This window comes from Mesorhizobium sp. W067 (genome assembly GCF_054719525.1).
The window spans coordinates 5,641,475-5,666,203 of the sequence record NZ_JBTTII010000001.1 but is presented as its reverse complement, the minus strand read 5'-3'; the positions used below and the strand labels follow the sequence as shown (position 1 = coordinate 5,666,203).

The following is a 24,729-nucleotide window of genomic DNA, read 5'->3' as shown; positions in this document are numbered from 1 at the left end:
TTTCCAAGGTCGGCCTATACTTCAAAGTTCATCATCTTGCGCATCACCAGAATGCCGATCGACATCCAGACGCCGGAACAGCCGAGGATCAGATTGCCGGTGCTGGTGGTGAACAGCGGCATGATGTAGTTCGGGCTCGACAGATAGACGAGAAGGGCGACGACAAAAGGCAGCGCGCCGATGATGACGGCCGACGCCTTGGCTTCCATGGAAAGCGCCTGGACCTTGGCCTTCATCTTCTTGCGATCGCGAAGCACGCGCGACAGGTTGCCAAGCGCCTCGGAGAGATTACCGCCGGCCTGTGACTGGATCTGGATAACGATGCCGAAGAAGCTTGCCTCGCTGCACGGCATGGTTTCAGCCATGCGCAAGGTGGCATCGGGGATGGACATGCCAATCTGCTGTGAATCGACGATCCGGCGGAACTCGGTCTTGACCGGCTCCGGCGATTCACTGGCGATCAGGCGAATGGCGTCGTTGAGCGGCAGGCCGGATTTGACGGCGCGCACGATGATGTCGAGGGCGTTGGGAAATTCGTTGAGGAACGCCTTGACCCGGCGCGCGCGGCGAAACGAGACGAACCAGCGCGGCAGGCCGAGCGCCCCCGCCAGCAGCGCGCCCGGCAGGACCAGAAGCGGCGCGCCGGCGAGATAGGCAAGCACCGTCAGCGCGATGCCGCAAATGACGGAGTAGATATAGAAACGCTCGATCGAGACCTGCATGCCGGCCTGACGAATCTGGGCCTTTAACGGCGGCTTCTTGACGGCGAGTTCGTTGGTTTTCTGCTTTTCGTCGAGCTGTTTCAGCGTGTCCTGGACAGATTTACGCCGCTTGACCGCCTCCGCGACACGGTCGCGCGAAGCCTTGACGACCGAACGATCGGTCTCGGCGGCCTTGATCGTCTCGAGCCGCTTGCCGGCCTGCTTCTCGTTGCTCATCTTGGTGAACAGGAAGGCATAGGCGACCGCACCGGCGCTGAAGCCGGCGAGCACGATGAACGCCAGTACGGTGGTGTCAATTCCGAACATCGACCTCGGTCCCCAGCGCATATCGCCGTTTCAAGGAAACGGCGATATGCGCTATCGCTTTGTTTTGACGCAATTCCCAAGGGAAAGCGCTACGCGCTTTTCCCGGGAAAGCCGCTTCACACTTTTCCTGGAATTGCTTCCAACCTCGATATGCGTCAGTCAGCGCGTTTCTCCATCGATTCCAGCGCATTGGCGAGGCGCTGTTCCTCGCCATAGTAGCGGGCGCGATCCCAGAAATGCGGACGGCCGATGCCGGTCGACACGTGCTCGCCAAGCAGCCTTCCATTCGAGTCCTCGCCCTTGATGTTGTAGAGCACGATATCCTGCGTGATGATGACGTCGCCTTCCATGCCGATCACCTCGGTGATGTGGGTGATGCGGCGCGAGCCGTCGCGAAGGCGTGCTGCCTGGATGATGACATCAATGGAGCCGACGACGATTTCACGCACGGTCTTCTGCGGCAACGAATAGCCGCCCATGGCGATCATCGATTCGATACGGTTCAGGCATTCGCGCGGGCTGTTGGAGTGGATCGTTCCCATCGACCCGTCATGGCCGGTGTTCATCGCCTGCAGCAGGTCGAAAACCTCCGGTCCGCGCACTTCGCCGACGATGATGCGTTCGGGCCGCATGCGCAGGCAGTTCTTGACCAGGTCGCGCATGGTCACCTCGCCTTCGCCCTCGAGATTGGGCGGGCGGGTTTCGAGACGCACCACGTGGGGCTGCTGCAGTTGCAGCTCGGCCGAGTCCTCGCAGGTGATGACGCGTTCCTCGCGGTCGATATAGTTGGTCAGGCAGTTGAGCAGCGTCGTCTTGCCGGAGCCGGTACCGCCGGAGATGACGATGTTGCAACGGACACGGCCGATGATCTTGAGGATCTCGGCGCCCTGCGGCGAGATGGCGCCGAACTTGACCAACTGATCGAGCGTCAGCTTGTCCTTCTTGAACTTGCGGATGGTGAGCGCGGTGCCGTCGATGGAGAGCGGCGGGGCGATGACGTTGACGCGGGAGCCGTCGGGTAGGCGGGCGTCGCAGATCGGGCTCGATTCGTCGACGCGGCGGCCAACCTGGCTGACGATACGCTGGCAGATGTTGAGCAGCTGCTGATTGTCGCGGAAGCGGATGCCGGTCTGTTCGACCTTGCCGTTGACTTCGATGTAGACGTTCTTGGAGCCGTTGACCATGATGTCGGCGATATCGTCGCGGGCGAGCAGCGGCTCCAGCGGGCCGTAGCCCAGCACATCGTTGCAGATGTCCTCGAGCAACTCTTCCTGCTCGGCGATCGACATTGCGAAATTTTTGATGGCGATGATGTCGTTGACGATATCCCGGATTTCCTCGCGCGCGCTCTCAGGGTCGAGCTTGGCGAGTTGCGACAGGTCAATGGTGTCGATGAGCGCGGAGAAGACCTGGCTCTTGGTGTCGTAGTAGGTTTCACTTTTTTCGCGCTGGATCTTTTTTGGCGGCTCCGGCGCCATCGACGGCGCCTCAACGGCACGGCGAGTTGGCGGGGTTCCCGGCGCTCCAGGCGGCGCTGCCGCGGGCCGGGCAAGTACCGCCATGTCCGCAGGCGTTGCAGTGGCCGGCGCCGCTGGCGACGGTGCTGGCTGACGGAACTCCGGGGTGAACCGGCCGCCGTCGTCGGAGCCTCTTTTACCAAACATGATCGACTACCAATTCCGTCCAGAACATGATGCCGAAGCGGTTTTCGAACGACATCATGCTCTACTTCTTGATTTGGAGGGGAGCGTCATTTCTTGTTACGCGAGAGCTTGCCGAGCAGGCCGCCAAGGCCTGCCTTCTTCCTGGCCTTGATTTCGCTGCGACCGGTCAGGACATGCGCGATTTCGTTGATCATGCCGACGACCGGGCTCCTGGCATCCATCTCGCCCAGCATGCGGCCGTTGTTGGCGGCATTTCCAAACAACAACGGGTCGAAGGCGATGACCGACATCGGCGTGAGGCTGAGCGGCTCGGCGAAGTCGGAAGCGGAAATCTCGGGCCGTTTCGGCACGCCGGCCTGGTTGATGATCAGCTTCGGCGGCGGATCGTTCGGGCGAAGCCTCGTCAGCATATCGACCAGGTTCTTGGTGTTGCGCAGATTGGCCAGTTCCGGCGTCGCCGTGATGACGATCTCGTCGGCCTTGATCAGTGTGTTCTTGGTCCAGCCCGTCCAGATATGGGGGACGTCGAGCACCAGCAGCGGCACGCTGCGCTGGGCGGTATCGATGAGTTGCGTGAAGGCATCGGGATCGAAATCATAGACACGTTCCAGTGTGGAGGGCGCGGCGAGCAGCGACAGATGTTCGGCGCACTGGGCAAGCAGACGGTCGAGATAGACCTCGTCGACGCGTTCGGGCGAAAATACGGCTTCGGCGATGCCTTGCGCAGGGTCCTGGTCGAAATTTATGTTGGCCGTCCCGAAAGCCAGGTCGAGATCGGCGACGACCACTTCCGACTTGAACAGCGATGACATCGCCCACGCTACATTGTGGGCGATGGTCGAGGAGCCGACGCCGCCCTTGGCGCCGATGAAGGCGATCGAGCGGCCGATCGGCTCGGCTTCCGGATCGACGAAGATCGATGACACCACGGAGACGATATCGGCCATCGACACCGGTGCGATGACATATTCGGAAATACCGAAGCGAATGAGTTCGCGGTAGAGACCGACATCGTTGTAGTGGCCGATCACCACGACTTTGGAGGAGGGATCGCAATATTCTGAAAGCTGGGCAAGCTGCTCCAGCAATTGCTTCGGTTCGCTGCGCGATTCCAGCAGGATGAGGTTCGGCGTCGGCGCCGATTGATAGAATTCGATCGCCGTGGCGATGCCGCCCATATGCACTTTCAGATGCGCCTTGGCCATGCGGCGATCCTCGCCGGCCCGCTCCACCGGATGCGCGACACCTTCCGTCTCGCAAAATGCCTGGATAGAAATACGCGGCACCGGCCGCAGCGCCTGCATCGCTGCAACATCCGATTGGGAGCTGTCGCCGCCGTCTCCGGGCGTGTCGTAGGCAAGATTGCTCATCGTCATGCTCTTTTCCGTGACTTCTCGTTCCGGTCTCTACGCGGGACCGGCGCTCCTAATACGTCACTTCCGAACTGCCGAGGAACTCGTCCGAAATACCTCTGCCGCGATAGACGTCGATCACCGCGCCGCGGTTCTCGGCGTCGATATCGGACGACTTTCTTGGCCCGAGCAGATCGGCCGGATTGGCGAGTTGCGCAGCGAGGTTGTTTTGAGAGGAGCAGCCGTAATCGGCGTAGTGCTTGTTTTCGGAGGTTGCGAGGATGTCTTCGGGCCAGCGCCCGCATTTGTCGGTCTGGGCTCTCACCGAAATATAGGAAACGCGGATAGGCGCCGAGGCTTCCGGGGAAACCGACTGGTAGGAGGTCACCACGATCCGGTTTCGCTTGATGCCGCCGGCAATCGCCAGCCTGGCGAAATCGCGCGCCGCGGCAGTCGCCGCCACCTCATTGGCCGAGCCGATCGGGATTGCGATCGTCAGCGCCGGGGCAGCGCTCCTGTCGTAGCCGTCAAGGAAGCCCAGAAGCGTGTCGCGCTGCGAGCCGGTCATGCCGCGATCGCCGGCGCCGACCGGGAGGTCCAGCTTCTGGTTCTTCTCGGCAATCACGATCGGATGCGTGGTGCGATAATCATCGGGAATCGCCCCAACCGTGATGCTGTCGCGCTTGGCGCAACCGGCGAGCGAGGCGGCGATCGCGATCGCCAGGATCGGCATTGCCGATCGGCTGATCCGGGCACGGCCGGACCGCACTGTCGCGGCGACCGCCATTGCCTTCGATGCTGACTGAGACATGTCCGCTCCCCGCTTACTTGTAGATGAAGCCGACAACGCCGTGGTAGCGGCCGTTGGGCTTGTCTGTCTGCATGGTGCCGTAGACGCGGTTGACGCGGCCAAGGAACATGGCCGGGCCATCGCCGGCGGCGTTGAAATTGTCATCCGGCTTGGCCAGGTCGTTGCGCGCCACCGGCCGCGCCAGATAAGGCGTGATGATGATGACCAACTCGCTTTCGTTGCGGACGAAATCGCGGCTGCGGAACAGCGTGCCGAGCACCGGGATCTTGGTCAGTCCGGGCAAGCCGTTTACTGCCTGCCTGACGTCGTCGCGGACGAGGCCGGCTATCATCATCGATCCACCCGAAGGCAGTTCCACGGTCGTGTCGGCCAAACGTTTGCGCAGCGATATGACGTTGGTGTCTCCGAAAGAGACCGCGCCTTCGGTGGTCGGTTCAGAAACCGACGTCCTGACCTTCAGGCTGATGCGACCGGGCGACAGCACCACAGGCTGAAATTCCAGGCCGATGCCGTATTCGATTTTCTGAGCCGTCCAAACCCTGTCGGCATTCTGATTGGCGTCCGACTTGGCGTTTGTAACGGCGCTGACCATATTGTACTCGCCGCCGACCTTGAAGGTCGCCTTCTCACCGGAGACGGCGGTCAAAGTAGGCTCGGCCAGCGTTTTCATGACGCCGGACTGCTCCATCGCAGTGATGTAGCCCTGCAGAGCAGAGGTGGCAAAATTGACCCCCGAACTCGACAACGGCTTGCCTAGGCCGGGGAAGGTGTCACTGGTCGCATTGAAGCTGATGCCGTTGGAGCTGCCTTTGCCAACCATGTTGACGCCGAGCTGCTTCATCACCGAGCGGCTGACTTCGGCCACGGTCACCTTCAGCGTCACCTGGTCGTCGCCGATGATCTGCAGCAGGTTGACGATCTTCGAGACCCGGCGTTCGGCATCCGGATTGTTGATGTCGACGCCGCCATTGGCATTGCCGCCTGCCGCGGTCTGCGAATACTGACCGGTCGTCGCTTCACCGCCGGACACGAAGATGGTTGCCAGATCGACGGCGCGCTTGGCATCGAGCGGCGTGTCCACCGTCCCGGTCAGGACGACGTTGTCGTTCAGCAACTCTACCTTGATCTCGGCATTCGGAAGGAAGCGCTTGAGATAATCTTCCAATCCGGCGACGTCGCGTTCGACGGCCAGATCCAGGCTGGCGATCTGCTCGCCATTGGGACCGAAGACGAAGATGTTGGTTTCGCCCACCGACTTGCCGAACAGATAGATCCGCCTTGCGGTGCGGGTCACCGCATCGGCGACCGCGGGGTTGGCGACCAGGATGTCGTAGGCGTCGCTCGGCAGATCGATGACCACCGATTTGTTGAGGCCAAGCTTGACACGTTGCGTGGCCGACGAGGCCGTGACCCCGACGCTCTTTCCGGCGGCCTTGGCGTCGACAAGGCCACTTGCATGGGCTCCGAGAAAAAGCAGGCCGATGGCCGCAGCCGTGGTGACCGGCAGTCTAGCGACTAACCTCATTTCCTTGCCCCTACTTCGGAAACTTCGCCCGATTTGATCAACCGCACCGTTCCGCGCCGCCCATTGCCGGAAACGAGGTAGTCGGCTTCATCGGTACCCTTTTCCTTGTTGTCGGTGATCGAGCGCAGCGCCAGCGTCAGGCGATCGGCCATCTGCTGGGCGACGGTGATGATCTCGGCCTGCTGCGGCGTCAGCTCCAGCGTCGCCGTCTGTCCGACCCTGGTCTTCTTGCCTTCCTCGTCCTCCTGGATGGTCTGATCGATCGCCAGGACGCGGATGTTCTTGAGGATGGTCTCGGTGGTGAATCCGCTACCGCCGTTGCCGGTGTCGGATCTGCGGGTCATGATGACGTCGACAAAATCGTTAGGCAGTATAAAGCCGCCTGCCGACGTGTCGGCCGAGATCGCGGTGGCGACGGCACGCATGCCGGTGGGCAGGATCGAAGACATGAAGCTCTGCCCCTCGCCGATCAGCTTGGAGCGCCGCAACGGCTCACCGGTGTACATCGCCATGCGGGCGACGGAGCCCTTCAGCTTCTCCCGCGCTTCGGGTTCGGCGGCACGGGTGATGAAATTCGCATTGATGCCATCGGACGGCCAGGACTCCCAGCTGAGATTGTTCTCAAGCGGGCTTCCCATCGGCACGTCGCCGGAAAGCACGAGCACATCCTGCAAGGCGATGGCCGGCGCCTGCGGGGCATCGACGACGACCTGCTGGGGCGGGACCGCCACCATATTCTTGGCAACATAACCTGCACCACCCGCCGCGGCCACCGCCACGCCCAGAATGATCAGTCGGGATGCTGGCATCTGTCCGAACCCTCGCCTTTAGGCAACCACCTAGCCAGGCCGGACTTTGCAGCGGCAATCGTCAAAACAAGGTTAATATAATGCTTACGATCGTGATTAATTCAAGGTTTACATAATTACACGACCATGCTCCGACAAATGAAAAAGGCGGCCAAGCCGCCTCTTTTCAGGATCGATGCCGGAAGGGCAGAGGAGGTTCGCTACATCAGGTCGCCAACGTTGCCAATGCCCATTCCATCAAGGGCGAATCCGGATAGGTCAGCAGCCCGCCAATGCCGAGTGCGATGCCATAGGGAACGCCATTCATCTCGTCGGCGAAATGGCGCAGGACCGGATTGTGACTGGTGTAGGTCGCCAGCGGCGATTTCCGATAGAGGAGAATGGCGAGCGTCAGCAGGCCACCGATGAACGTCGAAGCCACGAGGTAATTGACAAGGTGAATGTTGAGCCCCATCCAGATGGACGTGGCTGCCAAAAGCTTGGCATCGCCGCCGCCCATGCCGCCGAGCGCAAACAGACCGAAAGTCACGGCCAGCACCAGGCCGCCGGCGGCGAAATGCCAGCCATAAGTTGCCCAGTCCATACCCGTCAGTGGCGCAACCACGGCAAAGACGGCCACAAGCAGCACCGGCACCCGATTGGAGATTGTCATCGACAGCGCGTCGGAGATCGCCGCAAAAAGCATGCAAAACGGAAAGACAACGAAGATCAGTGCGTTGAGCATCGGTCTCTCATGGTTGGAAAGGCAACGATGGCTGCAGGTTAGGCAGCTTGGGTTAAGGATTGGTGAGTTCTGCTCATCCGGGTCAAATCCCGAGAAATGTCAGCGCGCTAAGCGGCGCAGCAAGACCAAAGCCAAACGATCTTCAAAAGACAAAAGGGCCGCCAGCGAGGCGGCCCTTCCAGTCTACCCGTCGAAACAGGATGCTAGATCATTACTTACAAGCAGCGTTCGTCGGATCCTTCACGCAATCCGCGATGGTCGTGAACTTGGCGTTCAGGGCATTGCCGAGCTGACCAGCGCCAACCATGATGGCAAGCGCGATGAGAGCGGCGATCAGACCGTATTCGATAGCGGTCGCGCCGGATTCGTCCTTCGCGAAACGTGCGATGAGATTAGACATTCGAGAGCTCCTACTCCACGTGTTACAGCACTTCCGTCAACTTCTGTGGTGGTTGATCGGATGCTGCCAATCTACGGAGAAGCTCTTTCAATCGGCTTAATAAACAGCCTTACCGATTCCTTTCCCGCTTCGAACAGCTTGCGTGGTTAACCGTAAACTAAACGCTGGACAGTAGCTCGCCTGCCCGTGAAGAGCTGTAATTTCACGGCTATCGGCAGGATGCATTGTTATATTAGCTCGCAGCAGGATTGGTGCGAATACCCCGGCGCCGGTCAAGGGTTTAACCGTTGGTTCACCAATCTCCTTCATGTTTCTTTGAACAAGTTTTGCCGCTGTGGAGCGCCTTAATGACTGCCATGAAATCGTCATTCCTGCTTGTCGCGCTTCTCGCCGTCCCGGCTTTTGTGCTGCCGGCCAAGGCCGGAGCCGGCATCGAAGTGACGATGAATCAGGCCAAGATCGTCAAACTGACACGCCCCGCCGACACCATAGTCGTCGGCAATCCGGCGATTGCCGACGCCTCCGTCCAGGATGCATCGACGATCGTACTGACCGGCAAGGGGTTCGGCGTCACCAATCTGGTTGTCCTCGACCACGATGGCAGCCCGATCGTCGACGAGCAGGTGACCGTGGTGCGCCAGGACGCGTCGTCCGTGCGTATCTACAGGCGCGCCTCGGTACAGACCATGTCCTGCACGCCCTATTGCGAAAGCTCGTACAAGAGCGACTCGGAAAAGTCGTCCGAAGCCGAGATGAGCGCTGGGCAGTAAGCGCCTCAGTTGGCTCGATTGTCTCGAGAAAGCCGCGTCGGTTAGCGGCCGGTTAATGTCGCCTGGTCGAATTTAACGGTCATTCAAACCGGAGCTAAATGGGTTCTTGATAGTGGTGCTGACGGTACCGCATCAGGATCGGCAGGAACGGGATATGGGCGACGTCTTGGACGAGGATTCAGAACGCGAGATCTGCAAGGCCAAGGCAGGGCGCGTGACGTTTGCCCGTCTTTTCCTTCGTGATCGGCGCGGCAGCACGGCGATAGAATTCGCGATGCTTGCGTTACCGTTTGCGGCTCTCGTCTTCGCCATCCTCGAGAGCTGCGTTTCATTTGCCGGACAAGAGGTGATGGCCAACATCACCGATGATATCGCCCGTCAGTTGCGTACTGGCCAGTTGAGGCAAGCCGATGTGACGGAAGAGAAGCTGAAGGGCTTGGTCTGCGCCAGACTCGAGATCATTGTCGCGAAGGGTTGCCCCGGTTTGCTGGTGGATCTGCGCCCGTTCAAGACCTTTGCCGGGGCAGCCAGTGCGGGTTTCACGATTTCCGGCTCGACCATCACGCTGACGGGCAAGGATCCGGATACAGGCAAGGACCCGGCTTTCGGGACCCCTACAATAGGTCCGGCAGAATCAAAGAACATGCTGCGGGTCTTTTACCCCTGGCCGGTCATGACCGATTTCATGGCTCAATACATGTCGAATATGGATGGCGGCAAGACTCTGCATTACGCCACGACAACGTGGCAAAACGAGCCATTCGACAACTGAAATTGCACGTGTAAGCAAAAGGAAAAGTGCATGTTTCGTGCGGGGGCACATCCGGGGATGTCGGTTGTCTGGAAGAGAGCGGCGTGGTTTTTTTCCGATCGGCGGGGCATAGCGGCCGTCGAGTTTGCCCTCATCGTGCCTGTCTTGCTGATCATGTATTTCATTACGATGGAGGCCTCGCAAGCCATCGAGGCCAGCAAGAAGGTCAGCCGCATCAGCTCCATGGTTGCCGACCTCGTCACGCAGCAAACGTCGGTGGTCAACGCAGATCTCACCGACATCATGAAGATCGGCAACTCCAGCCTTCAGCCTTACAACCGCTCGGTCGCCAATATCTCCATTACGGCAATCGACATCAGAACCGACCCGAACAATCCAATACCGCAAGCAAAGGTGGCGTGGTCCTGGAGCGTGCTGGATGGGAAGACTGGCCGCGACTCCAACCCGACAACTTCCACCACCGTTCCGGCGACGCTCAATGTTGCGGGGACTTTCCTCATTCGTGTCAAAACCACTCTAGCATACCAACCGATCATCTCCTGGTCGGAAGGCTCCGAAAAGCCGCTCGGATTTATCTCGGCCTTCAACAAAGGCAAGATAACGATGAGCGAAACCTACTATCTCAGGCCGCGCCGGGCAACGTCGATCCCCTGCAGCGATTGCTGAAGCAGTTCTACCCATTCAACCCGGGTTCATTGCGCGCTGCTGTCGGTACTGCCTGACACCAGGCGCACGATGGAAGCGGCCATCGCATAGTCACTCGCAGCGGCGAGCGTGAACCCTCCCGAATGTTTCGATTCCACGAAATCGTAGATTTCCGGCGACTGCGATCTGAGATTGGTGAGGAAGACGGTCAGTCGGCGTTTGGCTTCGGGGTCGAGATCGCTGCGGACGGCATGAGGGCCGTATCTGAGCACGCCGGAGGTCCAGATGATCTGGAGTGCGGCTTCTGGAATCCCCGCCGCCTCCAGTCGCGCCGCCGTGCCGTCCGGATCAGCCGGCTGATCGCCAGCAATCGCCGTCCGGTTTTCCGCCGCGGCCCGCTCCCAGCCGAACACGGCATCGGCCTGGCCATCGGCCAGCATCGCTTCTGCGGCGGCAGCCGAGCCGGCATGAGCGAGGAATGGCGCATCCTGGCTGATCTTGATGCCGTCGGCCGCCAGCCCGGCGAGCGGTAGAAGCGAACCGCCGACATAGTCGGAAGGCGCCATGGCGATGCGGTGCGTTTCCAGGGCCGCGAGATCGGAAAGCCTGCCGTCGCGCGTCAAAAGCACGGAGCGGATGCCCGTGGCACCGTCGGCGTCGACCGGCGCCACAAGAGGTTCGACGCAGCCGCAGCGCTCCGAGGCGGTGGCGTAGGCGGTCGCCGAATAGACCGCGTACTGAACCCGGCCATTGGCCTGCGCCTCGATCAGCGCCGCATAGTCATGCGCGACGACGAATTCCACCTTCATGCCGAGCGCCCTGCCGTAGGCGTCAGTCAGCATGGCCAGACCCGGAACCGTGTTGCCGGCGTCCGGCTCGGCAACGATGCCGATGCGAAACGTGCCGATCTGGTCGCGCCAGTCGGCGTGCGCGGCGAGCTGCGAGGCCAGGAGCGCTACAGTGGTCGCTAGTGCACTCCAACCGCGGTCAGCCCGTCTCATCGATCCATGCCCCGCACACCGTTTCCTTGAAGCGCATCGCATGTCTCAAGGATGCGTACAGCGCGCCTGCCCGACCTCGCGACTATTGCGCCAGGCCGCTGCCGCCTGGTTTACGATTTGCCAATGCCGCGACGGGACCTTATGTCTGGTCAACCAGACTGGCAATGACGGCACCGATGTCACGCGCTTTCCTCTTCGTTCTCGATTCTTTCGGCATTGGCGGCGCCGCCGATGCCGAACGCTATGGCGACGCCGGCTCGAACACATTCGGACATATCGCGCTGGCCTGCGCGGAAGCCCGCGCCGATCGCGAGGGCCTGCGCGAGGGACCGCTGAAGGTGCCCACCATGGTTTCGCTCGGTCTCGGCCGCGCAGCAGAAACCGCAACCGGCTTCCAATTCGACAGCAAAGCCGCCGTTTCAGCCTCCGCCTTCCACGGCGCCGCGCAGGAGATTTCGAGCGGCAAGGATACGCCGTCGGGTCACTGGGAAATCGCCGGGCTGCCCGTGCGGTTCGACTGGGGCTATTTCCCCGATAAGGTGCCCGCCTTCCCTGCCGAACTGACCGAAGCGATGATCCGCGAGGGTAAGGTGCCGGGCATTCTCGGCAACTGCCATGCGCCCGGCACGGAGATCATCGAGCGCTTCGGCGAGGAGCATATCCGCACCGGCCAGCCGATCTGCTACACCTCGGTCGATTCCGTCCTGCAGATAGCAGCGCACGAAGTTCATTTCGGCCTTGAGCGGCTCTACGAGTTCTGCAAGACGGTACGCCGGCTGGTCGATCCGCTGAAGATCGGACGGGTGATCGCACGGCCTTTCCTGGGCGAAACATCAGCCACCTTCGAGCGCACCTACAACCGCCATGACTACGCCGTGCCGCCGCCTGAGCCGACGCTGCTCGACCGCTTGACCGGGCGCGGCAGCCGGGTGATCGCGGTCGGCAAGATCGGCGACATCTTCGCCCACCGCGGTATCTCGGAAGTACGCAAGGCGCCCGGCAACATGGCAATGTTCGACAAGGCGCTGGGCGCGATGGACGATGCCGGCGACGGCGACCTGGTGTTCGCCAATTTCGTCGACTTCGACACCGAGTTCGGCCATCGCCGCGACGTCGCCGGCTATGCTGCGGCGCTCGAAGCCTTCGACCGCCGGCTGCCCGAGGCACTGGCAAAGCTGAAGCCGGGCAATCTGCTCATCCTCACCGCCGACCATGGCAACGATCCGACATGGCGTGGCACCGACCACACGCGCGAACGCGTCCCGGTCATCGGCACCGCACCGGGTCTCACGGGCGGCGACATCGGGCTCAGGACCACCTTCGCCGATATCGGCGAGACGGTCGCCGAACACCTCAAGCTGGCGCGCGGCCGCCACGGCGCTTCCTTCCATGCGGCGATAGGCGGCCATGCCTGAACTGCCCGAGGTCGAAACCGTCCGGCGCGGCCTGCAGCCGGTTCTGGAATGCGCGCGGATCGTGCGCGTCGAGGCGCGCCGGCCCGATCTCAGATTTCCGTTTCCGGCGAGATTTGCGCAGCGGCTGACCGGCAAGACCGTCATCGCGCTTGGCCGCCGCGCCAAATATCTCACCATACACCTGGACGATGGCCCGGTGCTGATCTGCCATCTCGGCATGTCGGGCTCGTTCCGCATCGAGGCCGCTGATGACAAAGAGACGCCCGGCACGTTCCATCAAGAGCGCTCGAAGAATGCCAAGCACGACCATGTGGTGTTCCATGTCGTGTCGCCTGTCGGCGTCCAGTCTCGCGTGGTCTTCAACGACCCGCGTCGCTTCGGCTTCATGCTGTTTGCGGAAGGCCTGGCCGACGCGCATCCGATGCTCGCGGGACTGGGCGTCGAGCCGACCGGCAATGCGCTGGAAGGCGCCCTGCTCGCCTCTCTGCTGAAGGGCCGCAGATCGCCGTTGAAGGCGGCGCTGCTCGACCAGAAGCTGATTGCCGGGCTCGGCAATATCTATGTGTCGGAAGCGCTGTGGCGCGCCGGCCTTTCGCCATTGCGCGAGGCAGGCACCATCGCCGGGACCAGCAAGAAGGCCAAGGAACAGAGCGAACGACTGGCCGAGGCAATCCGTTCGGTGATCGCCGATGCGATCGCCGCCGGCGGGTCTTCGCTGCGCGACTATGTGCACACAGACGGGTCGCTGGGCTATTTCCAGCATTCCTTCGCGGTCTACGATCGCGAAGGCGAGCCCTGTCCGACGCCCGGCTGTCCCGGCCACATCGAGCGCATCGTGCAAAGCGGCCGCTCGACCTTTTATTGCCGGACCTGCCAGCGGTAAGCTAGACGGTCCTTCAGTGCCGCAACCAGGAGGCCAGCCCATGAGCTATGAAACCATCATCGTCGAGACGCGCGGCAAGGTCGGCCTGATCACGTTGAACCGGCCCAAGGCGCTCAACGCGCTGAACGCGCAGGTGCTGGCGGATTTGCTGACGGCGGCAAAGGGGTTCGACGCCGATCCCGGCATCGGCGCCATGGTCATCACCGGTTCCGAGAAGGCTTTTGCGGCGGGCGCCGACATCAAGGAAATGCAGGCCGTCACCTACGCGGAGGCCTATGTGCAGGATTTCTTCGTCGGCTGGGAAGAGTTTACCCGTGCGCGCAAGCCGATGATCGCCGCTGTCGCGGGCTATGCGCTGGGCGGCGGCTGCGAACTGGCGATGATGTGCGATTTCATCATTGCCGCCGACACGGCCAAGTTCGGCCAACCCGAAATCACGCTCGGCGTCATTCCCGGCATGGGCGGCTCGCAACGGCTGACCCGCTTTGTCGGCAAGTCGAAGGCCATGGACATGTGCCTGACCGGTCGGATGATGGATGCCGCCGAAGCCGAGCGCAGCGGCCTGGCCTCGCGCGTCGTGCCGGCCGGCGAGTTGATCGAGGAGGCGATGAAGGCCGCGGCCAGGATATCAGAGTTTTCAATGCCATCGGTGATGATGGCCAAGGAGGCAGTCAACCGCGCCTACGAGACGACGCTGGCGGAGGGACTGCGCTTCGAACGCCGGCTGTTCCACTCGCTGTTTGCGCTCGACGACCAGAAGGAAGGGATGGCAGCCTTTGCCGAGAAGCGGAAGCCGAATTTCACCAATCGCTAGAGTGGCGGCGGCGAGGACCAAAAAGAAGCCAAAGCGGCGTTGACGCGCCGGAAAAGCTGAACTATAAGCCGCTCCAACCGAGGCGGCCGTTGGCTGCCCGTTTGTTTTTTGCGCCCTGCGGCATCCCGCATGCGCCCACCAGATCAGAAGAGAGGCATCATGGCCAATACCTCCTCGGCCAAAAAGGCAACGCGCAAGATCGCCCGCCGCGCAGCGATCAACAAGAACCGCCGCTCGCGCGTGCGTACATATGTCCGCCAGGTCGAAGAGGCACTGGCTGCCGGCGACAAGGCAGCCGCGCTGGAAGCCTTCAAGACCGCAGAGCCGGAATTGATGCGCGCCGCGACCAAGGGCGTGATCCATAAGAATACGGCATCGCGCAAGGTGTCGCGTCTGGCTCACCGCCTCAAGGTGCTGTCGGCCTGATTGACCGTTCCTGAACTGTCGTTCTTTCAAACCCGGCCAATCGCGCCGGGTTTTTTCGTTTGCCGGCAAGCACTTAAAAAGCACGGCCGCAAAGCACGCCCGAGCCGCATTCCAGAGTCTGGAATGCTTTGCCGGCACATACACTCCCACTGATATTCCAATCCGCCGAAACGGCCCACGCCAATAAATTTGGCTGTCACAAATTGCTGATATTTTTCAACGACTTGCTGGAAGTGATCCACAGCTTGTTCACATCGCCTGTGGGCGACAGGCAGCAAGTTGGTGTCAAGCGAATTATTTCAGAAAATTTCAAACCGCACAGCCATTTTCATATTCGCGGCAAAAGGGTTTGAATCCCAATGGCTTTGTCAAAATATGCGCTTCCAGCACGGAGCCCGAACCGTTGTTCACTAACCAGATTCCTTAAAAATCCGTTAGAGGTGGCCTTGCCCTATCCACAGCGATTTCGGTAATGTCGATCTATCGAAAGGGACGGGCCATTAGCCCTTAACCCAGCCTGAATCGGCCAGCTAACAGTGGCAGAATTCATGACGTGGATCAATTCCGCGAACGGGTATGGCTTGCCTTTTCGATACGATAGGGGACTGGCGTAATTGTACATGGCAGCTTGATGGCGCACCGGCGTTTTCGCCGGGTAGCACCGCTTGCCCGAACGTGTCAGACGGACTGGCCTTAAGCAGCCGGGACCGATCCCATTCTGACGAGGCAACGTCATCCGCCGGCGGCGGCGGTGGTGTTGTAGCGAAGATACGGTCGCCGGAAACATGGGTGCAGGAGGCGCACTCCCGGCGGAAAAAAGGTACAAAGGAAAGGGACGCACAATCATGCAGAGCGGCATCGAGCGGGAGCTTACGGGCGACCTGCCATTTCCCGGAACATTGGTCGGAGCGCACGATATGGCGGCTTCCAGCGACGCGGAACAGAAGTTCGACCGGGTCAAGGCCCAGTTGAAGGCGCGCCTGGGAACCGAGGTCTATTCGAGCTGGTTCGGCCGTATGAAGGTGGCTGAGGCTTCCCGGGGCATTGTACGCATCTCGGTGCCCACGGCCTTCCTGCGCTCGTGGATCAATGGCCATTATCTCGATCTCATCGCCGATCTGTGGAAGCACGAGGATCCCGAAATCCTCAAGATCGAGATGGTCGTGCGCACCGCGACCCGTCCTGCCCGCAATGGCGTCGAACCCGAGGCCGTGCCGGCGCGCAAGATGACCAAGCATACGCAGACCGCATTGGCGGCCGGCACGGTCGGCCCCGGCAGGGTGGAGCGGGCGCCCGCCCCTCGTCCCGGCACGCCGATCGAGAGCGAATTCCGGCACAATGTGCTGGGGTCGCCGCTCGACCCGCGCTACACGTTCGGCTCCTTCATCGAAGGCCCGTCGAACCGGGTGGCTTTCGCCGCAGCCAAAGCCGTGGCGGAATCGCAGTCGAGCGCGGTGCGCTTCAACCCGCTGTTCCTTCATGCAACCGTCGGGCTCGGCAAGACGCACCTTTTGCAGGCGATTGCGGCCGAATCCCTGAAACAGAACCCGAAATCGCGCGTCGTCTATCTGACGGCCGAATATTTCATGTGGCGCTTCGCCACCGCGATCCGCGACAACAATGCGCTGACGCTGAAGGAACAGCTGCGCGACATCGACCTCTTGATCATCGACGACATGCAGTTCCTGCAGGGCAAGTCGATCCAGCACGAATTCTGCCATCTCATCAACATGCTGCTCGACAGCGCCAAGCAAGTGGTGGTTGCCGCCGACAGGCCGCCGTCGGAACTGGAATCGCTGGAACCGCGGGTGCGCTCGCGCCTCAATGGCGGTGTCGCGCTGGAAATGTCGGCGCCGGACTTCGCCATGCGCATCGGCATGCTCAAGCTGCGGCTTGCCACGGCCAAGGTCGACGATGCGTCGCTCAATATTTCGGAGGAGATCCTCAACCATGTCGCCCGTACCGTCACCGGCAGCGGGCGTGAGCTGGAGGGCGCGTTCAACCAACTGCTGTTTCGTCAGTCGTTCGAGCCGGCGATCACCATCGACCGCATCGACGAGATCCTGGGGCACATCTATCGCTCTGGCGAGCCGAAGCGGGTGCGCATCGAGGACATCCAGCGCATCGTGGCGCGCCACTACAATGTGTCGAAGACCGAGTTGCTGTCCAACCGGCGCACGCGCACCATCGTGAAGCCCAGGCAGGTCGCCATGTACCTGTCGAAGGTATTGACGCCGCGCTCGCTGCCGGAGATCGGCCGGCGGTTCGGCGGGCGCGACCACACCACGGTGCTGCATGCGGTGCGCAAGATCGAGGACCTTTCCGGCGTCGACAACACGCTGGCGCAGGAACTGGAACTGTTGCGCAGGCTGATCAACGACCAAGCCTGATCGGCGCGGCAAACGGAGCGCGCCGGGTTAGAGTATTCGGTCGTCGCGCTTTAAATTTTCTTGTTTTGATGCATGTCGTTGTCCCAAAACCGCTGCGCAGTTTTCGGCGACATGCATCGGTTGCCGGCCAACGTCCGCTTTATCCCCAGAAAGCCCGCTTAACCGGCGCGAACCGGTGGCCCGGACTTGCGTTTGCTGGCTTTTTCCTGTCAGTTTGCATAGATTCTGAGCCTGTTCAGACCTTTCGCGGGGCGCCGCCCACTGGTGACCCGTCCATTCATTCAAGCGAGCCTGTTTCGTCATGCGTGTTATCCTGGAACGGTCCAATCTCCTGAAGTCGCTCAACCACGTTCATCGCGTGGTCGAGCGGCGCAATACCATACCGATCCTGTCGAACGTGCTGCTCAGCGCCGAGGGCGCCAGCCTTGAAATGAAAGCCACCGACCTCGACCTCGAAGTGACCGAAGCGACGCCGGCAAAGGTCGAGCGCGGCGGGGCGACGACGGTTCCGGCGCACCTCCTCTACGACATCGTGCGCAAGCTGGCCGACGGCGCCGAAGTGATGCTGAAGACCGATGAGGACGGCAACGCCATGACGGTGACGTCGGGCCGCTCGAGCTTTCGCCTGCAATGCCTGCCGCAGTCCGATTTCCCGGAGCTTTCGGCGGGATCCTTCTCACACATCTTCCGGCTCGATTCCGTCGCCCTGAGAGGCCTTATCGAAAAGACCCAGTTCGCCATCTCCACCGAAGAGACGCGCTACTATCTCAACGGCATCTACCTGCACACGCATGAAACTGGCGGCAAGCTGAAGCTGCGTTCGGTGGCGACCGACGGCCACCGCCTGGCGCGCGCCGAGATCGACGCTCCGGCCGGGTCCGAAGGCATGCCGGGCATCATCATTCCGCGCAAGACGGTCAGCGAGTTGCAGAAGCTGGTCGACGATCCCGATGTCGCGGTGACCACCGAATTGTCCGACACCAAGATCCGCTTCACCATCGGCAGCGTGGTTCTGACCTCGAAGCTGATCGACGGCACTTTCCCGGACTACCAGCGCGTCATTCCGACCGGCAACGACAAGAAGCTGATCATCGACCGCCAGAGCTTCGCCGCCGCCGTCGATCGCGTCTCGACCATTTCCTCCGAGCGCGGCCGCGCGGTGAAGCTTTCGATCACCGAAGGCCAGGTGACGCTTGCCGTCAACAATCCGGATTCGGGCAGCGCCACCGAGGAACTGGCCGCTGATTACTCCTCAGACCCGATCGAGATCGGCTTCAACGCCAAATATCTGCTCGACGTCGCTGCTCAACTGACCGGCACGGAAGCCAAGTTCATGCTGGCCGATGCCGGTTCGCCGACGCTGATCCACGACATGGCCGATGAAACCGCGCTCTACGTGCTGATGCCGATGCGGGTGTAGCAGCCGCACTGCGGCACACTGCAGCATAATTGATTGCGGCGACTTCTACAGGCGGATAGCGGTTGCCGGAACAAAGTCACATAAGTAAGCTAACACTTACGAATTTCCGCAACTATGCGGCGCTGTCGATCGGCTTTTCCCCCGGCCCTGTGGTGTTTTCCGGCGACAATGGCGCCGGCAAGACCAATCTTCTGGAAGCCATCTCGCTGCTGACGCCGGGCCGCGGCCTGCGCCGTGCGCCCTATGTCGACGTGGCCCGCGAAGGCGGCGATGGCGGCTTTGCGCTCCACGCAAGGCTCGACGGGCCGGAGGGACAGGTCGAGATCGGCACCGGCATCACCGGGGGTGAAGCGGCCGGCGAGGGCGGTCGCAAGGTGCGCATCAATGGCGCGCCGGCACGGTCGGCCGACGCCATGCTGGAATGGCTGCGCGTCGTCTGGCTGACGCCGGCCATGGACGGCCTGTTCCCCGGACCTGCCGCCGACCGGCGGCGCTTTCTCGACCGGCTGGTTTTGGCTGTCGATCCCGGCCACGGCCAGCGTGCGCTCGATTACGAGAAGGCGATGCGCGGACGTAACCGCTTGCTTACGGAAGGCTCGCGCGACGGCGCCTGGTTCGACGCCATCGAGATGCAGATGGCCGAAACCGGCGTGGCGATCGCGGCTGCGCGCGCCGAACTGGTACGCCTGCTTACCGCCATGATCGACAGGCTGCCTTCCAGCGGGCCGTTTCCGCAGGCCGACATCAGCCTCTCCGGCGACCTTGAAAGCGACGTCGCCACAGCACCCGCCGTGGACGTCGAGGAACGCTATCGCGCCGCCCTTGCCGACGGCCGCGAGCGCGACCGCGCCGCCGGACGCACGTTCGATGGCCCGCACCGTTCGGATCTGCTGGTGCGCCACCGCCCCAAGGCGATGCCGGCCGAACTCTGCTCGACCGGAGAGCAGAAGGCGCTGCTGGTCGGCATCGTGTTGTCGCACGCAAGGCTGACCGGCGAGATGTCGGGGATGACGCCGATCCTGTTGCTCGACGAGATTGCCGCGCATCTCGATGCCGGCCGGCGCGCCGCGCTGTTCTCGATCCTGGAAGAGCTGAGCTGCCAGGCCTTCATGACCGGAACCGACGCCGCGCTGTTTTCCAGCCTGAGGGGACGCGCGCAGTTCCTCACCGTCGACCACGGCACGGTTGGGCCAACCGAAGAGACCTGACAAGCTTTTTGCTCCGCTATATGGTCCGGCAATGACCCCTGCCGCCCTCACCGACGAAGAGCTCGAACGCTATGCCCGCCACATCGTGCTGCCCGAGATCGGCGGCGCCGGCCAGCAGAGGCTGAAGCGGGCGCGGGTACTGGTGATCGGCGCCGGCGGCCTCGGCGCGCCGGTGCTGGAATATCTCGCTGCCGCCGGCGTCGGCACGCTTGGAATCGTCGACGACGATATTGTCTCGCTGTCCAATCTGCAGCGGCAAGTGATCCACGCCACCGATACGGTCGGCACGGCGAAGACCGAGAGCGCCAAAGCAGCGATCGCCCGGATCAATCCCCATGTCGCGGTGGAATTGCACGATTTCAGGCTGACGGCCGACAATGCTGCCGTTCTCGTCGCGCGCTACGACGTGGTCGTCGACGGCTCCGACAATTTCGAGACGCGCTATGTGGTGGCGGATGCCTGCGCGGCGGAAAAGCGGCCGCTCGTGCATGCCGCCGTCGGCCGCTTCGACGGCTCGGTAACGGTGTTGATGCCGTTCGGGACCGGCGCCGACGGCAGACCGAACCCTGGATATCGCGACCTCTTTCCTGAAGCGCCGCCGGAAGGACTGGTGCCGTCCTGCGCGGTGGCCGGGGTCGTCGGTGCGCTGACCGGCGTCATCGGCACCTTGCAGGCAATGGAAGCCATCAAGCTGATCACCGGTATCGGCGAACCACTGGTCGGCCGGCTGCTGCTCTACGATGCGCTGTCGGCGCGCTTCGACACGATCCGCTACAAGAGAAACTGAGCTTATGGATCAGTCCACCAGCGTTCTTGTTACGCAGCTCGCCTCCGATTTCGAGCGCTGGGACGAACTGCTCAGCCTGATCATGCGCGCCTTTGCACCGATGGACGGCGTCATCGACCCGCCCTCCTCGGCACATCTGCTGAACGCCGGAAACCTCAGGGACAAGGCTGGCCGCGAGACCGTGTTGCTGGCCCTGCAGGATGACAGGATCGCCGGCTGCGTTTTCGCGCTGGAGAGAGCCGATGATTTCTACATCGGCAAGCTCGCCGTCGAACCTGAGCTTCAAGGGCAAGGCATCGGCAGGCGGCTGATGCAGGCTGTCGAATTTCTCGCCCGCAGCCGGAACAAACCGGCCATCGAACTGCAGACGCGAATCGAACTGACCGTAAATCATGCAACCTTTGCCGGTCTCGGCTTTCGCGAGACTGAACGCACCGCGCATGACGGCTATGACCGGCCGACCTCGATCACCTTGCGCAAGGAGTTGGCGTGAGCCTTGCACTCAGCGCACAGGAGCAGACAATCGCCTCCGGCCATGACGGGGCGGCGATGGCGATGCGCATCGTTGCCGAAAGCGCTGCGCTGCTCGGCGCGCCGCGACTGATCCCGATCGCCTCGACGCATATAGACGGCGCGCTCTATCACGGCGATTCCGGCACACTGTTTGCCGAAAGGCTGGTCGATAGCGGCGCCAGGGTCGCGGTGCGCTCGACGCTCAATGTCGGCGCGCTCGACCTGATGGGCTGCTCGCGCGTGCGCCTCGAAGAGCCGGCGCGCGGCATGGCGCGACGAATGATGGAGGCCTACCGCAAACTGGGCTGCGAGCAGAGCTGGACCTGCGCGCCCTATCAGGCCGGCCACAGGCCGGCGCTTGGCAGCGATGTCGCCTGGGGTGAATCCAACGCGGTGGTGTTCTGCAATTCGGTGCTGGGGGCACGCACCAACCGCTATGGCGACTTCCTCGACATCGCCTGCGCCATATCGGGGCGCGCGCCGGATTACGGCCTGCATCGCCCCGAGAACCGGCAGGCACGGCTGGTGTTCGATGTGTCCGGCCTCTCCGCCTCGTTCCTTGGATCCGAGATCGCCTGGCCGGTGCTGGGCAACCTCTACGGCCGTGAGGTCGGCAATGCGGTCGGCGTCGTCACCGGCATATCCAGCCATCCCGGTGAGGATGCGCTGAAGGCCTTCGGCGCGGCGGCGGCATCGTCGGGCGCCGTCGGCCTGTTCCATATCGCTGGGGTAACGCCAGAAGCGCCCGACGCCGAGACCATCCTGGTGGGCGGCAGGCCGGAAACGATGATCCGCGTAACGCCGGAGATGGCCATGAAGGCCCGCGCCGGCCTGTCCACCGCAGCCACGCAGACCGCCATCGATGCGGTGGCGATCGGCAGTCCGCATCTGTCGTCGGCCGAATTCGAAGCGCTGGAGCGGTTGATCGGCGGGCGCCGGCTTAGCGTGCCGATTTACGCCTGCACCGGCCGCCACGTGCTCACCAGGCTGGAGCAGAACGGCAACCGCAAGATGCTCGAAGCCAGCGGCGTCATCATCGTCGCCGACACCTGCGTGGTGGTGACGCCGATCCTGCCGGATCTGGCCGACGGCATGCTGATGACCAATTCGGGAAAATTCGCGCACTACGCGCCGGGCAATACCGGTTACGCCGTGCTTTACGGCTCGCTGGCCGACTGCGTGGAAAGCGCGGTTGCCGGTAAGCCCAGGTTTACGGATATCGCCGCATGAATGCTGCAGCCGACATACTGGTGCCGGGCAGCGGAGGCGAAGGACTGGCCTTGGTGCTGACCGCGCCAATCAGCTTCTGGGGTGGCGTCGATCCGAAGAGCGGCCGCATCGCCGATGTCCGTCACCCGCAGCATGGCGAGACCATTTCCGGGCGTGTGCTGTTCCTGCCCGGCACGATCGGCTCGTCCTCAGCGTCAGCCGTGCTGATGGAACTCGTCCACAATGGCCATGCGCCGACGGCACTCGTGCTGCACGAGCCGGACGCGATTCTGCTGCTTGGCTTGATCGTGGCCAGGGAAATGGGCTGGCGGACGCCGGTAGCGCTCAGGCTCGGGCGCGACGATTTTGAGGCCTATCGCGGCAAGCGTGTGAGTGTCGCTGCGGATGGCGCCCTCACAACCGCAGCCTGAACGCGGCCCGCTTCAAGTCCGTAGCGGCAGCACGCGGTCCGGCGGCCGGTGGCCGTCGAAGAAGGCGCGGATGTTGATGATCACCTTCTCGCCCATGTCGATGCGGCCCTCGATCGTCGCCGAACCCATATGCGGCAAAAGCACGACCTTGTTCTTGGCGGCAAGCTTCAGCAGTTTCGAGTTCAGCGCCGGTTCGTGCTCATAGACGTCGAGGCCGGCGCCGGCGACCTTGCCGTCCTGGATCAGCTTGACCAGCGCTTCCTCGTCGATGATGTCGCCGCGCGCGGTGTTGACCACATAGGCGGTGGGCTGAAGCAGAGCCAGGCGCCGCGCCGAAAGCAGATGAAAGGTCGCCGGCGTCGACGGGCAATTGACCGAGATGATGTCCATGCGGGCAAGCATCTGGTCGAGGCTTTCCCAATAGGTCGCCTCCAGCCCTTCCTCGACCGCCGGCAGCACGCGATGGCGGTTATGGTAGTGGATGGACAGGCCGAAAGCCTTTGCGCGCCTGGCAACAGCGGTGCCGATGCGGCCCATGCCGACAATGCCGAGGCGCTTGCCCCAGATGCGCCGGCCGAGCATCCAGGTCGGCGACCAACCGGCCCATTTCTTGTCGCTGGTGAGCACATTGGCGCCTTCGGCCAACCGCCGCGGGCCGGCCAGCATCAGCGCCATGGTCATGTCGGCCGTATCTTCGGTCAGCACGTTCGGCGTGTTGGTGACGGTAATGCCTTTCTTGGCCGCCGCCGCCACATCGATCTTGTCGACGCCATTGCCGAAATTGGCGATCAGCTTGAGATTGTCGCCGGCCTGGGCAATCAGCGCCGCATCGATCTGGTCGGTGATGGTCGGCACCAGCACATCGGCTTCCTTGATCGCCGCGACCAGCTCCGGCTGCGTCATCGGGCGGTCCTCGACATTCAGCCTGGCGTCGAAGAGTTCGCGCATGCGGGTCTCGACCGGATCGGGCAGCTTGCGCGTGATGACGACGAGAGGCCGTTTTTTGCCTGCCATTGTTTCCTCGAACCCGATCTCGTTGAGACCTCTTTAACCAAGACAGGCGAAACTGAATACCGGTCGCGGTGCCTGCCACTCCTGTAACAAGCGGTGCCGCCGAAGACAAAGAAAAAGGGGCGCCCGGGCCAAAGGGCACGCGCCGAAAGGAATGAAAGTGTCTGGTTTCGCGTCGCTTCGCCTGATCCTCAGCGCAGCGCTTCTCGGCGCTCTCCTGCATTTCCCGCAAGCCGCGGCGCAAGGTGCCGCCGCACCTGTGCAGACGGTCACGCTCGGGCCGAGCGGCCTGCCGCTGCCGCGTTTCGTCAGCCTGAAATCGGCTCGCGTCAACTCGCGCGTTGGGCCCGGCGCCAACTATTCCGTCGACTGGATGTACACAAAGGCCGGCCTGCCTATGGAGATCATCCAGGAATTCGATACCTGGCGGCGCGTGCGCGATGCCGATGGCTCGGAGGGTTGGATCAACCAGTCGCTGCTGTCGGGCCGCCGGACCGCGATCGTCGCCCCCTGGCAGCGCACCAAGGGGGGCCGAATCAATCTGCTCGACGATGCCGACAAGGACGCCAGCGTCATCGCCATCATCGAGCCGGGCGTTACGGGCACGATCAAAACCTGCGATGGCCAGTGGTGCGAAATGACCTTCGACGGCCACACCGGCTGGATCGCCCAGTCGCAGGTGTGGGGCGCCTATCCCGGCGAGCACGTCAAGAATTGAGAT

At 62.4% G+C, this 24,729-nt stretch carries 26 protein-coding genes; 15 read left to right on the top strand and 11 right to left on the bottom strand.

Going from position 1 to position 24,729, the window contains the following annotated elements; translation table 11 throughout:
* Positions 1 to 14: 14 nt before the first annotated feature.
* The 8 genes from ACYG97_RS27590 to ACYG97_RS27555 all read right to left on the bottom strand — a co-directional run bounded on the left by ACYG97_RS27590 (position 15) and on the right by ACYG97_RS27555 (position 8,313).
* The gene (locus ACYG97_RS27590) at positions 15 to 1,028 is read right to left on the bottom strand and encodes a type II secretion system F family protein (protein WP_023669592.1); all 1,014 of its coding nucleotides are present in this window, start codon (positions 1,026 to 1,028) and stop codon (positions 15 to 17) included.
* 155 nt (positions 1,029 to 1,183) lie between these two features.
* The gene (locus tag ACYG97_RS27585; protein WP_023732426.1) at positions 1,184 to 2,692 is read right to left on the bottom strand and encodes a CpaF family protein; all 1,509 of its coding nucleotides are present in this window, start codon (positions 2,690 to 2,692) and stop codon (positions 1,184 to 1,186) included.
* Between the two features lie 86 nt (positions 2,693 to 2,778).
* Positions 2,779 to 4,062: an AAA family ATPase gene (locus tag ACYG97_RS27580; protein ID WP_023692561.1), complete on the bottom strand. Its 1,284-nt coding sequence runs from the start codon at positions 4,060 to 4,062 to the stop codon at positions 2,779 to 2,781.
* A gap of 55 nt (positions 4,063 to 4,117) precedes the next feature.
* Positions 4,118 to 4,855 carry a CpaD family pilus assembly protein gene (locus tag ACYG97_RS27575; RefSeq protein WP_023732427.1) on the bottom strand — a complete coding sequence of 246 codons (738 nt, stop codon included), beginning with the start codon at positions 4,853 to 4,855 and terminating at the stop codon, positions 4,118 to 4,120.
* A gap of 13 nt (positions 4,856 to 4,868) precedes the next feature.
* Positions 4,869 to 6,380 (bottom strand): type II and III secretion system protein family protein, encoded by a 1,512-nt coding sequence (locus ACYG97_RS27570; protein WP_023732428.1) that lies wholly within the window; start codon positions 6,378 to 6,380, stop codon positions 4,869 to 4,871.
* Positions 6,377 to 7,189 (bottom strand): Flp pilus assembly protein CpaB, encoded by an 813-nt coding sequence (cpaB, locus tag ACYG97_RS27565; RefSeq protein ID WP_023669587.1) that lies wholly within the window; start codon positions 7,187 to 7,189, stop codon positions 6,377 to 6,379. Before cpaB ends, ACYG97_RS27570 begins: the two co-directional genes overlap by 4 nt.
* Positions 7,190 to 7,394: 205 nt before the next feature.
* Positions 7,395 to 7,913, bottom strand: a complete 519-nt coding sequence (locus tag ACYG97_RS27560) for an A24 family peptidase (RefSeq protein WP_023732429.1) — start codon at positions 7,911 to 7,913, stop codon at positions 7,395 to 7,397.
* A 211-nt stretch (positions 7,914 to 8,124) separates the two neighbouring features.
* Positions 8,125 to 8,313: a Flp family type IVb pilin gene (locus ACYG97_RS27555; protein WP_023688723.1), complete on the bottom strand. Its 189-nt coding sequence runs from the start codon at positions 8,311 to 8,313 to the stop codon at positions 8,125 to 8,127.
* A gap of 347 nt (positions 8,314 to 8,660) precedes the next feature.
* Here ACYG97_RS27555 and ACYG97_RS27550 point away from each other — a divergent pair, with 347 nt between their 5' ends.
* The 3 genes from ACYG97_RS27550 (at position 8,661) to ACYG97_RS27540 (ending at position 10,521) form a co-directional block, all read left to right on the top strand.
* Complete coding sequence (locus tag ACYG97_RS27550) at positions 8,661 to 9,083, top strand: pilus assembly protein N-terminal domain-containing protein (protein ID WP_023681988.1); 423 nt, start codon at positions 8,661 to 8,663, stop codon at positions 9,081 to 9,083.
* 154 nt (positions 9,084 to 9,237) lie between these two features.
* Positions 9,238 to 9,855 (top strand): TadE/TadG family type IV pilus assembly protein, encoded by a 618-nt coding sequence (locus ACYG97_RS27545; protein WP_050589301.1) that lies wholly within the window; start codon positions 9,238 to 9,240, stop codon positions 9,853 to 9,855.
* 30 nt (positions 9,856 to 9,885) lie between these two features.
* Positions 9,886 to 10,521 carry a TadE/TadG family type IV pilus assembly protein gene (locus ACYG97_RS27540; protein ID WP_023732430.1) on the top strand — a complete coding sequence of 212 codons (636 nt, stop codon included), beginning with the start codon at positions 9,886 to 9,888 and terminating at the stop codon, positions 10,519 to 10,521.
* Between the two features lie 26 nt (positions 10,522 to 10,547).
* On the opposite strand, the gene ACYG97_RS27535 is transcribed toward ACYG97_RS27540, so the two are convergent.
* Positions 10,548 to 11,501 (bottom strand): PhnD/SsuA/transferrin family substrate-binding protein, encoded by a 954-nt coding sequence (locus ACYG97_RS27535; RefSeq protein ID WP_023732431.1) that lies wholly within the window; start codon positions 11,499 to 11,501, stop codon positions 10,548 to 10,550.
* A gap of 176 nt (positions 11,502 to 11,677) precedes the next feature.
* On the opposite strand from ACYG97_RS27535, the gene ACYG97_RS27530 reads away from it, so the two are divergent.
* From ACYG97_RS27530 to dnaA, 5 genes are all read left to right on the top strand, one after another.
* Complete coding sequence (locus ACYG97_RS27530; protein ID WP_023732432.1) at positions 11,678 to 12,916, top strand: phosphopentomutase; 1,239 nt, start codon at positions 11,678 to 11,680, stop codon at positions 12,914 to 12,916.
* Positions 12,909 to 13,799, top strand: coding sequence for a bifunctional DNA-formamidopyrimidine glycosylase/DNA-(apurinic or apyrimidinic site) lyase (gene mutM, locus ACYG97_RS27525; RefSeq protein ID WP_023732433.1), 891 nt, complete (start codon positions 12,909 to 12,911; stop codon positions 13,797 to 13,799). The genes ACYG97_RS27530 and mutM overlap by 8 nt, the downstream gene beginning before the upstream one ends.
* A 40-nt stretch (positions 13,800 to 13,839) precedes the next feature.
* Positions 13,840 to 14,613 (top strand): enoyl-CoA hydratase, encoded by a 774-nt coding sequence (locus ACYG97_RS27520; protein ID WP_023732434.1) that lies wholly within the window; start codon positions 13,840 to 13,842, stop codon positions 14,611 to 14,613.
* 159 nt (positions 14,614 to 14,772) lie between these two features.
* Positions 14,773 to 15,039: a 30S ribosomal protein S20 gene (rpsT, locus tag ACYG97_RS27515; protein ID WP_023681995.1), complete on the top strand. Its 267-nt coding sequence runs from the start codon at positions 14,773 to 14,775 to the stop codon at positions 15,037 to 15,039.
* An 845-nt stretch (positions 15,040 to 15,884) separates the two neighbouring features.
* Positions 15,885 to 17,429, top strand: a complete 1,545-nt coding sequence (gene dnaA / locus ACYG97_RS27510) for a chromosomal replication initiator protein DnaA (protein WP_031195619.1) — start codon at positions 15,885 to 15,887, stop codon at positions 17,427 to 17,429.
* A 27-nt stretch (positions 17,430 to 17,456) separates the two neighbouring features.
* Here the strand turns inward: dnaA and ACYG97_RS27505 are convergent, their stop codons facing one another.
* On the bottom strand, positions 17,457 to 17,732 hold the full coding sequence (locus ACYG97_RS27505) for a hypothetical protein (protein ID WP_155922476.1): 276 nt from the start codon (positions 17,730 to 17,732) through the stop codon (positions 17,457 to 17,459).
* Here ACYG97_RS27505 and dnaN point away from each other — a divergent pair.
* The 6 genes from dnaN (at position 17,731) to ACYG97_RS27475 (ending at position 22,997) form a co-directional block, all read left to right on the top strand.
* Entirely contained in the window at positions 17,731 to 18,849 is a 1,119-nt protein-coding gene (dnaN, locus tag ACYG97_RS27500; RefSeq protein WP_023669575.1) for a DNA polymerase III subunit beta, read from the top strand. The genes ACYG97_RS27505 and dnaN overlap by 2 nt on opposite strands.
* A gap of 62 nt (positions 18,850 to 18,911) precedes the next feature.
* The gene (gene recF / locus ACYG97_RS27495) at positions 18,912 to 20,057 is read left to right on the top strand and encodes a DNA replication/repair protein RecF (RefSeq protein WP_023730936.1); all 1,146 of its coding nucleotides are present in this window, start codon (positions 18,912 to 18,914) and stop codon (positions 20,055 to 20,057) included.
* 31 nt (positions 20,058 to 20,088) lie between these two features.
* The gene (locus tag ACYG97_RS27490; protein ID WP_023730935.1) at positions 20,089 to 20,844 is read left to right on the top strand and encodes a molybdopterin-synthase adenylyltransferase MoeB; all 756 of its coding nucleotides are present in this window, start codon (positions 20,089 to 20,091) and stop codon (positions 20,842 to 20,844) included.
* 4 nt (positions 20,845 to 20,848) lie between these two features.
* Positions 20,849 to 21,337, top strand: a complete 489-nt coding sequence (locus ACYG97_RS27485; RefSeq protein WP_023699472.1) for a GNAT family N-acetyltransferase — start codon at positions 20,849 to 20,851, stop codon at positions 21,335 to 21,337.
* Positions 21,334 to 22,587 (top strand): aconitase X, encoded by a 1,254-nt coding sequence (locus ACYG97_RS27480; RefSeq protein WP_023732435.1) that lies wholly within the window; start codon positions 21,334 to 21,336, stop codon positions 22,585 to 22,587. The genes ACYG97_RS27485 and ACYG97_RS27480 overlap by 4 nt, the downstream gene beginning before the upstream one ends.
* The gene (locus tag ACYG97_RS27475) at positions 22,584 to 22,997 is read left to right on the top strand and encodes an aconitase X swivel domain-containing protein (protein ID WP_023732436.1); all 414 of its coding nucleotides are present in this window, start codon (positions 22,584 to 22,586) and stop codon (positions 22,995 to 22,997) included. The genes ACYG97_RS27480 and ACYG97_RS27475 overlap by 4 nt, the downstream gene beginning before the upstream one ends.
* 12 nt (positions 22,998 to 23,009) lie before the next feature.
* Here the strand turns inward: ACYG97_RS27475 and ACYG97_RS27470 are convergent, their stop codons facing one another.
* Positions 23,010 to 24,011, bottom strand: a complete 1,002-nt coding sequence (locus tag ACYG97_RS27470; RefSeq protein WP_023732437.1) for a 2-hydroxyacid dehydrogenase — start codon at positions 24,009 to 24,011, stop codon at positions 23,010 to 23,012.
* Positions 24,012 to 24,168: 157 nt separating this feature from the next.
* Between ACYG97_RS27470 and ACYG97_RS27465 the strand changes: the two genes are divergently transcribed.
* Entirely contained in the window at positions 24,169 to 24,726 is a 558-nt protein-coding gene (locus ACYG97_RS27465) for an SH3 domain-containing protein (protein ID WP_023703477.1), read from the top strand.
* The last annotated feature ends 3 nt before the right edge of the window (positions 24,727 to 24,729 follow it).

What these genes read in the sequence shown, in the direction of transcription:
- ACYG97_RS27590 (WP_023669592.1), bottom strand. Translation starts at nt 1,028, where the DNA reads ATGTTCGGAATTGACACCACCGTACTGGCGTTCATCGTGCTCGCCGGC.
- ACYG97_RS27585 (WP_023732426.1), bottom strand. Translation starts at nt 2,692, where the DNA reads ATGTTTGGTAAAAGAGGCTCCGACGACGGCGGCCGGTTCACCCCGGAG.
- ACYG97_RS27580 (WP_023692561.1), bottom strand. Translation starts at nt 4,062, where the DNA reads ATGAGCAATCTTGCCTACGACACGCCCGGAGACGGCGGCGACAGCTCC.
- ACYG97_RS27575 (WP_023732427.1), bottom strand. Translation starts at nt 4,855, where the DNA reads ATGTCTCAGTCAGCATCGAAGGCAATGGCGGTCGCCGCGACAGTGCGG.
- ACYG97_RS27570 (WP_023732428.1), bottom strand. Translation starts at nt 6,380, where the DNA reads ATGAGGTTAGTCGCTAGACTGCCGGTCACCACGGCTGCGGCCATCGGC.
- cpaB (WP_023669587.1), bottom strand. Translation starts at nt 7,189, where the DNA reads ATGCCAGCATCCCGACTGATCATTCTGGGCGTGGCGGTGGCCGCGGCG.
- ACYG97_RS27560 (WP_023732429.1), bottom strand. Translation starts at nt 7,913, where the DNA reads ATGCTCAACGCACTGATCTTCGTTGTCTTTCCGTTTTGCATGCTTTTT.
- ACYG97_RS27555 (WP_023688723.1), bottom strand. Translation starts at nt 8,313, where the DNA reads ATGTCTAATCTCATCGCACGTTTCGCGAAGGACGAATCCGGCGCGACC.
- ACYG97_RS27550 (WP_023681988.1), top strand. Translation starts at nt 8,661, where the DNA reads ATGACTGCCATGAAATCGTCATTCCTGCTTGTCGCGCTTCTCGCCGTC.
- ACYG97_RS27545 (WP_050589301.1), top strand. Translation starts at nt 9,238, where the DNA reads ATGGGCGACGTCTTGGACGAGGATTCAGAACGCGAGATCTGCAAGGCC.
- ACYG97_RS27540 (WP_023732430.1), top strand. Translation starts at nt 9,886, where the DNA reads ATGTTTCGTGCGGGGGCACATCCGGGGATGTCGGTTGTCTGGAAGAGA.
- ACYG97_RS27535 (WP_023732431.1), bottom strand. Translation starts at nt 11,501, where the DNA reads ATGAGACGGGCTGACCGCGGTTGGAGTGCACTAGCGACCACTGTAGCG.
- ACYG97_RS27530 (WP_023732432.1), top strand. Translation starts at nt 11,678, where the DNA reads ATGTCACGCGCTTTCCTCTTCGTTCTCGATTCTTTCGGCATTGGCGGC.
- mutM (WP_023732433.1), top strand. Translation starts at nt 12,909, where the DNA reads ATGCCTGAACTGCCCGAGGTCGAAACCGTCCGGCGCGGCCTGCAGCCG.
- ACYG97_RS27520 (WP_023732434.1), top strand. Translation starts at nt 13,840, where the DNA reads ATGAGCTATGAAACCATCATCGTCGAGACGCGCGGCAAGGTCGGCCTG.
- rpsT (WP_023681995.1), top strand. Translation starts at nt 14,773, where the DNA reads ATGGCCAATACCTCCTCGGCCAAAAAGGCAACGCGCAAGATCGCCCGC.
- dnaA (WP_031195619.1), top strand. Translation starts at nt 15,885, where the DNA reads ATGCAGAGCGGCATCGAGCGGGAGCTTACGGGCGACCTGCCATTTCCC.
- dnaN (WP_023669575.1), top strand. Translation starts at nt 17,731, where the DNA reads ATGCGTGTTATCCTGGAACGGTCCAATCTCCTGAAGTCGCTCAACCAC.
- ACYG97_RS27505 (WP_155922476.1), bottom strand. Translation starts at nt 17,732, where the DNA reads ATGACGAAACAGGCTCGCTTGAATGAATGGACGGGTCACCAGTGGGCG.
- ACYG97_RS27490 (WP_023730935.1), top strand. Translation starts at nt 20,089, where the DNA reads ATGACCCCTGCCGCCCTCACCGACGAAGAGCTCGAACGCTATGCCCGC.
- ACYG97_RS27485 (WP_023699472.1), top strand. Translation starts at nt 20,849, where the DNA reads ATGGATCAGTCCACCAGCGTTCTTGTTACGCAGCTCGCCTCCGATTTC.
- ACYG97_RS27475 (WP_023732436.1), top strand. Translation starts at nt 22,584, where the DNA reads ATGAATGCTGCAGCCGACATACTGGTGCCGGGCAGCGGAGGCGAAGGA.
- ACYG97_RS27470 (WP_023732437.1), bottom strand. Translation starts at nt 24,011, where the DNA reads ATGGCAGGCAAAAAACGGCCTCTCGTCGTCATCACGCGCAAGCTGCCC.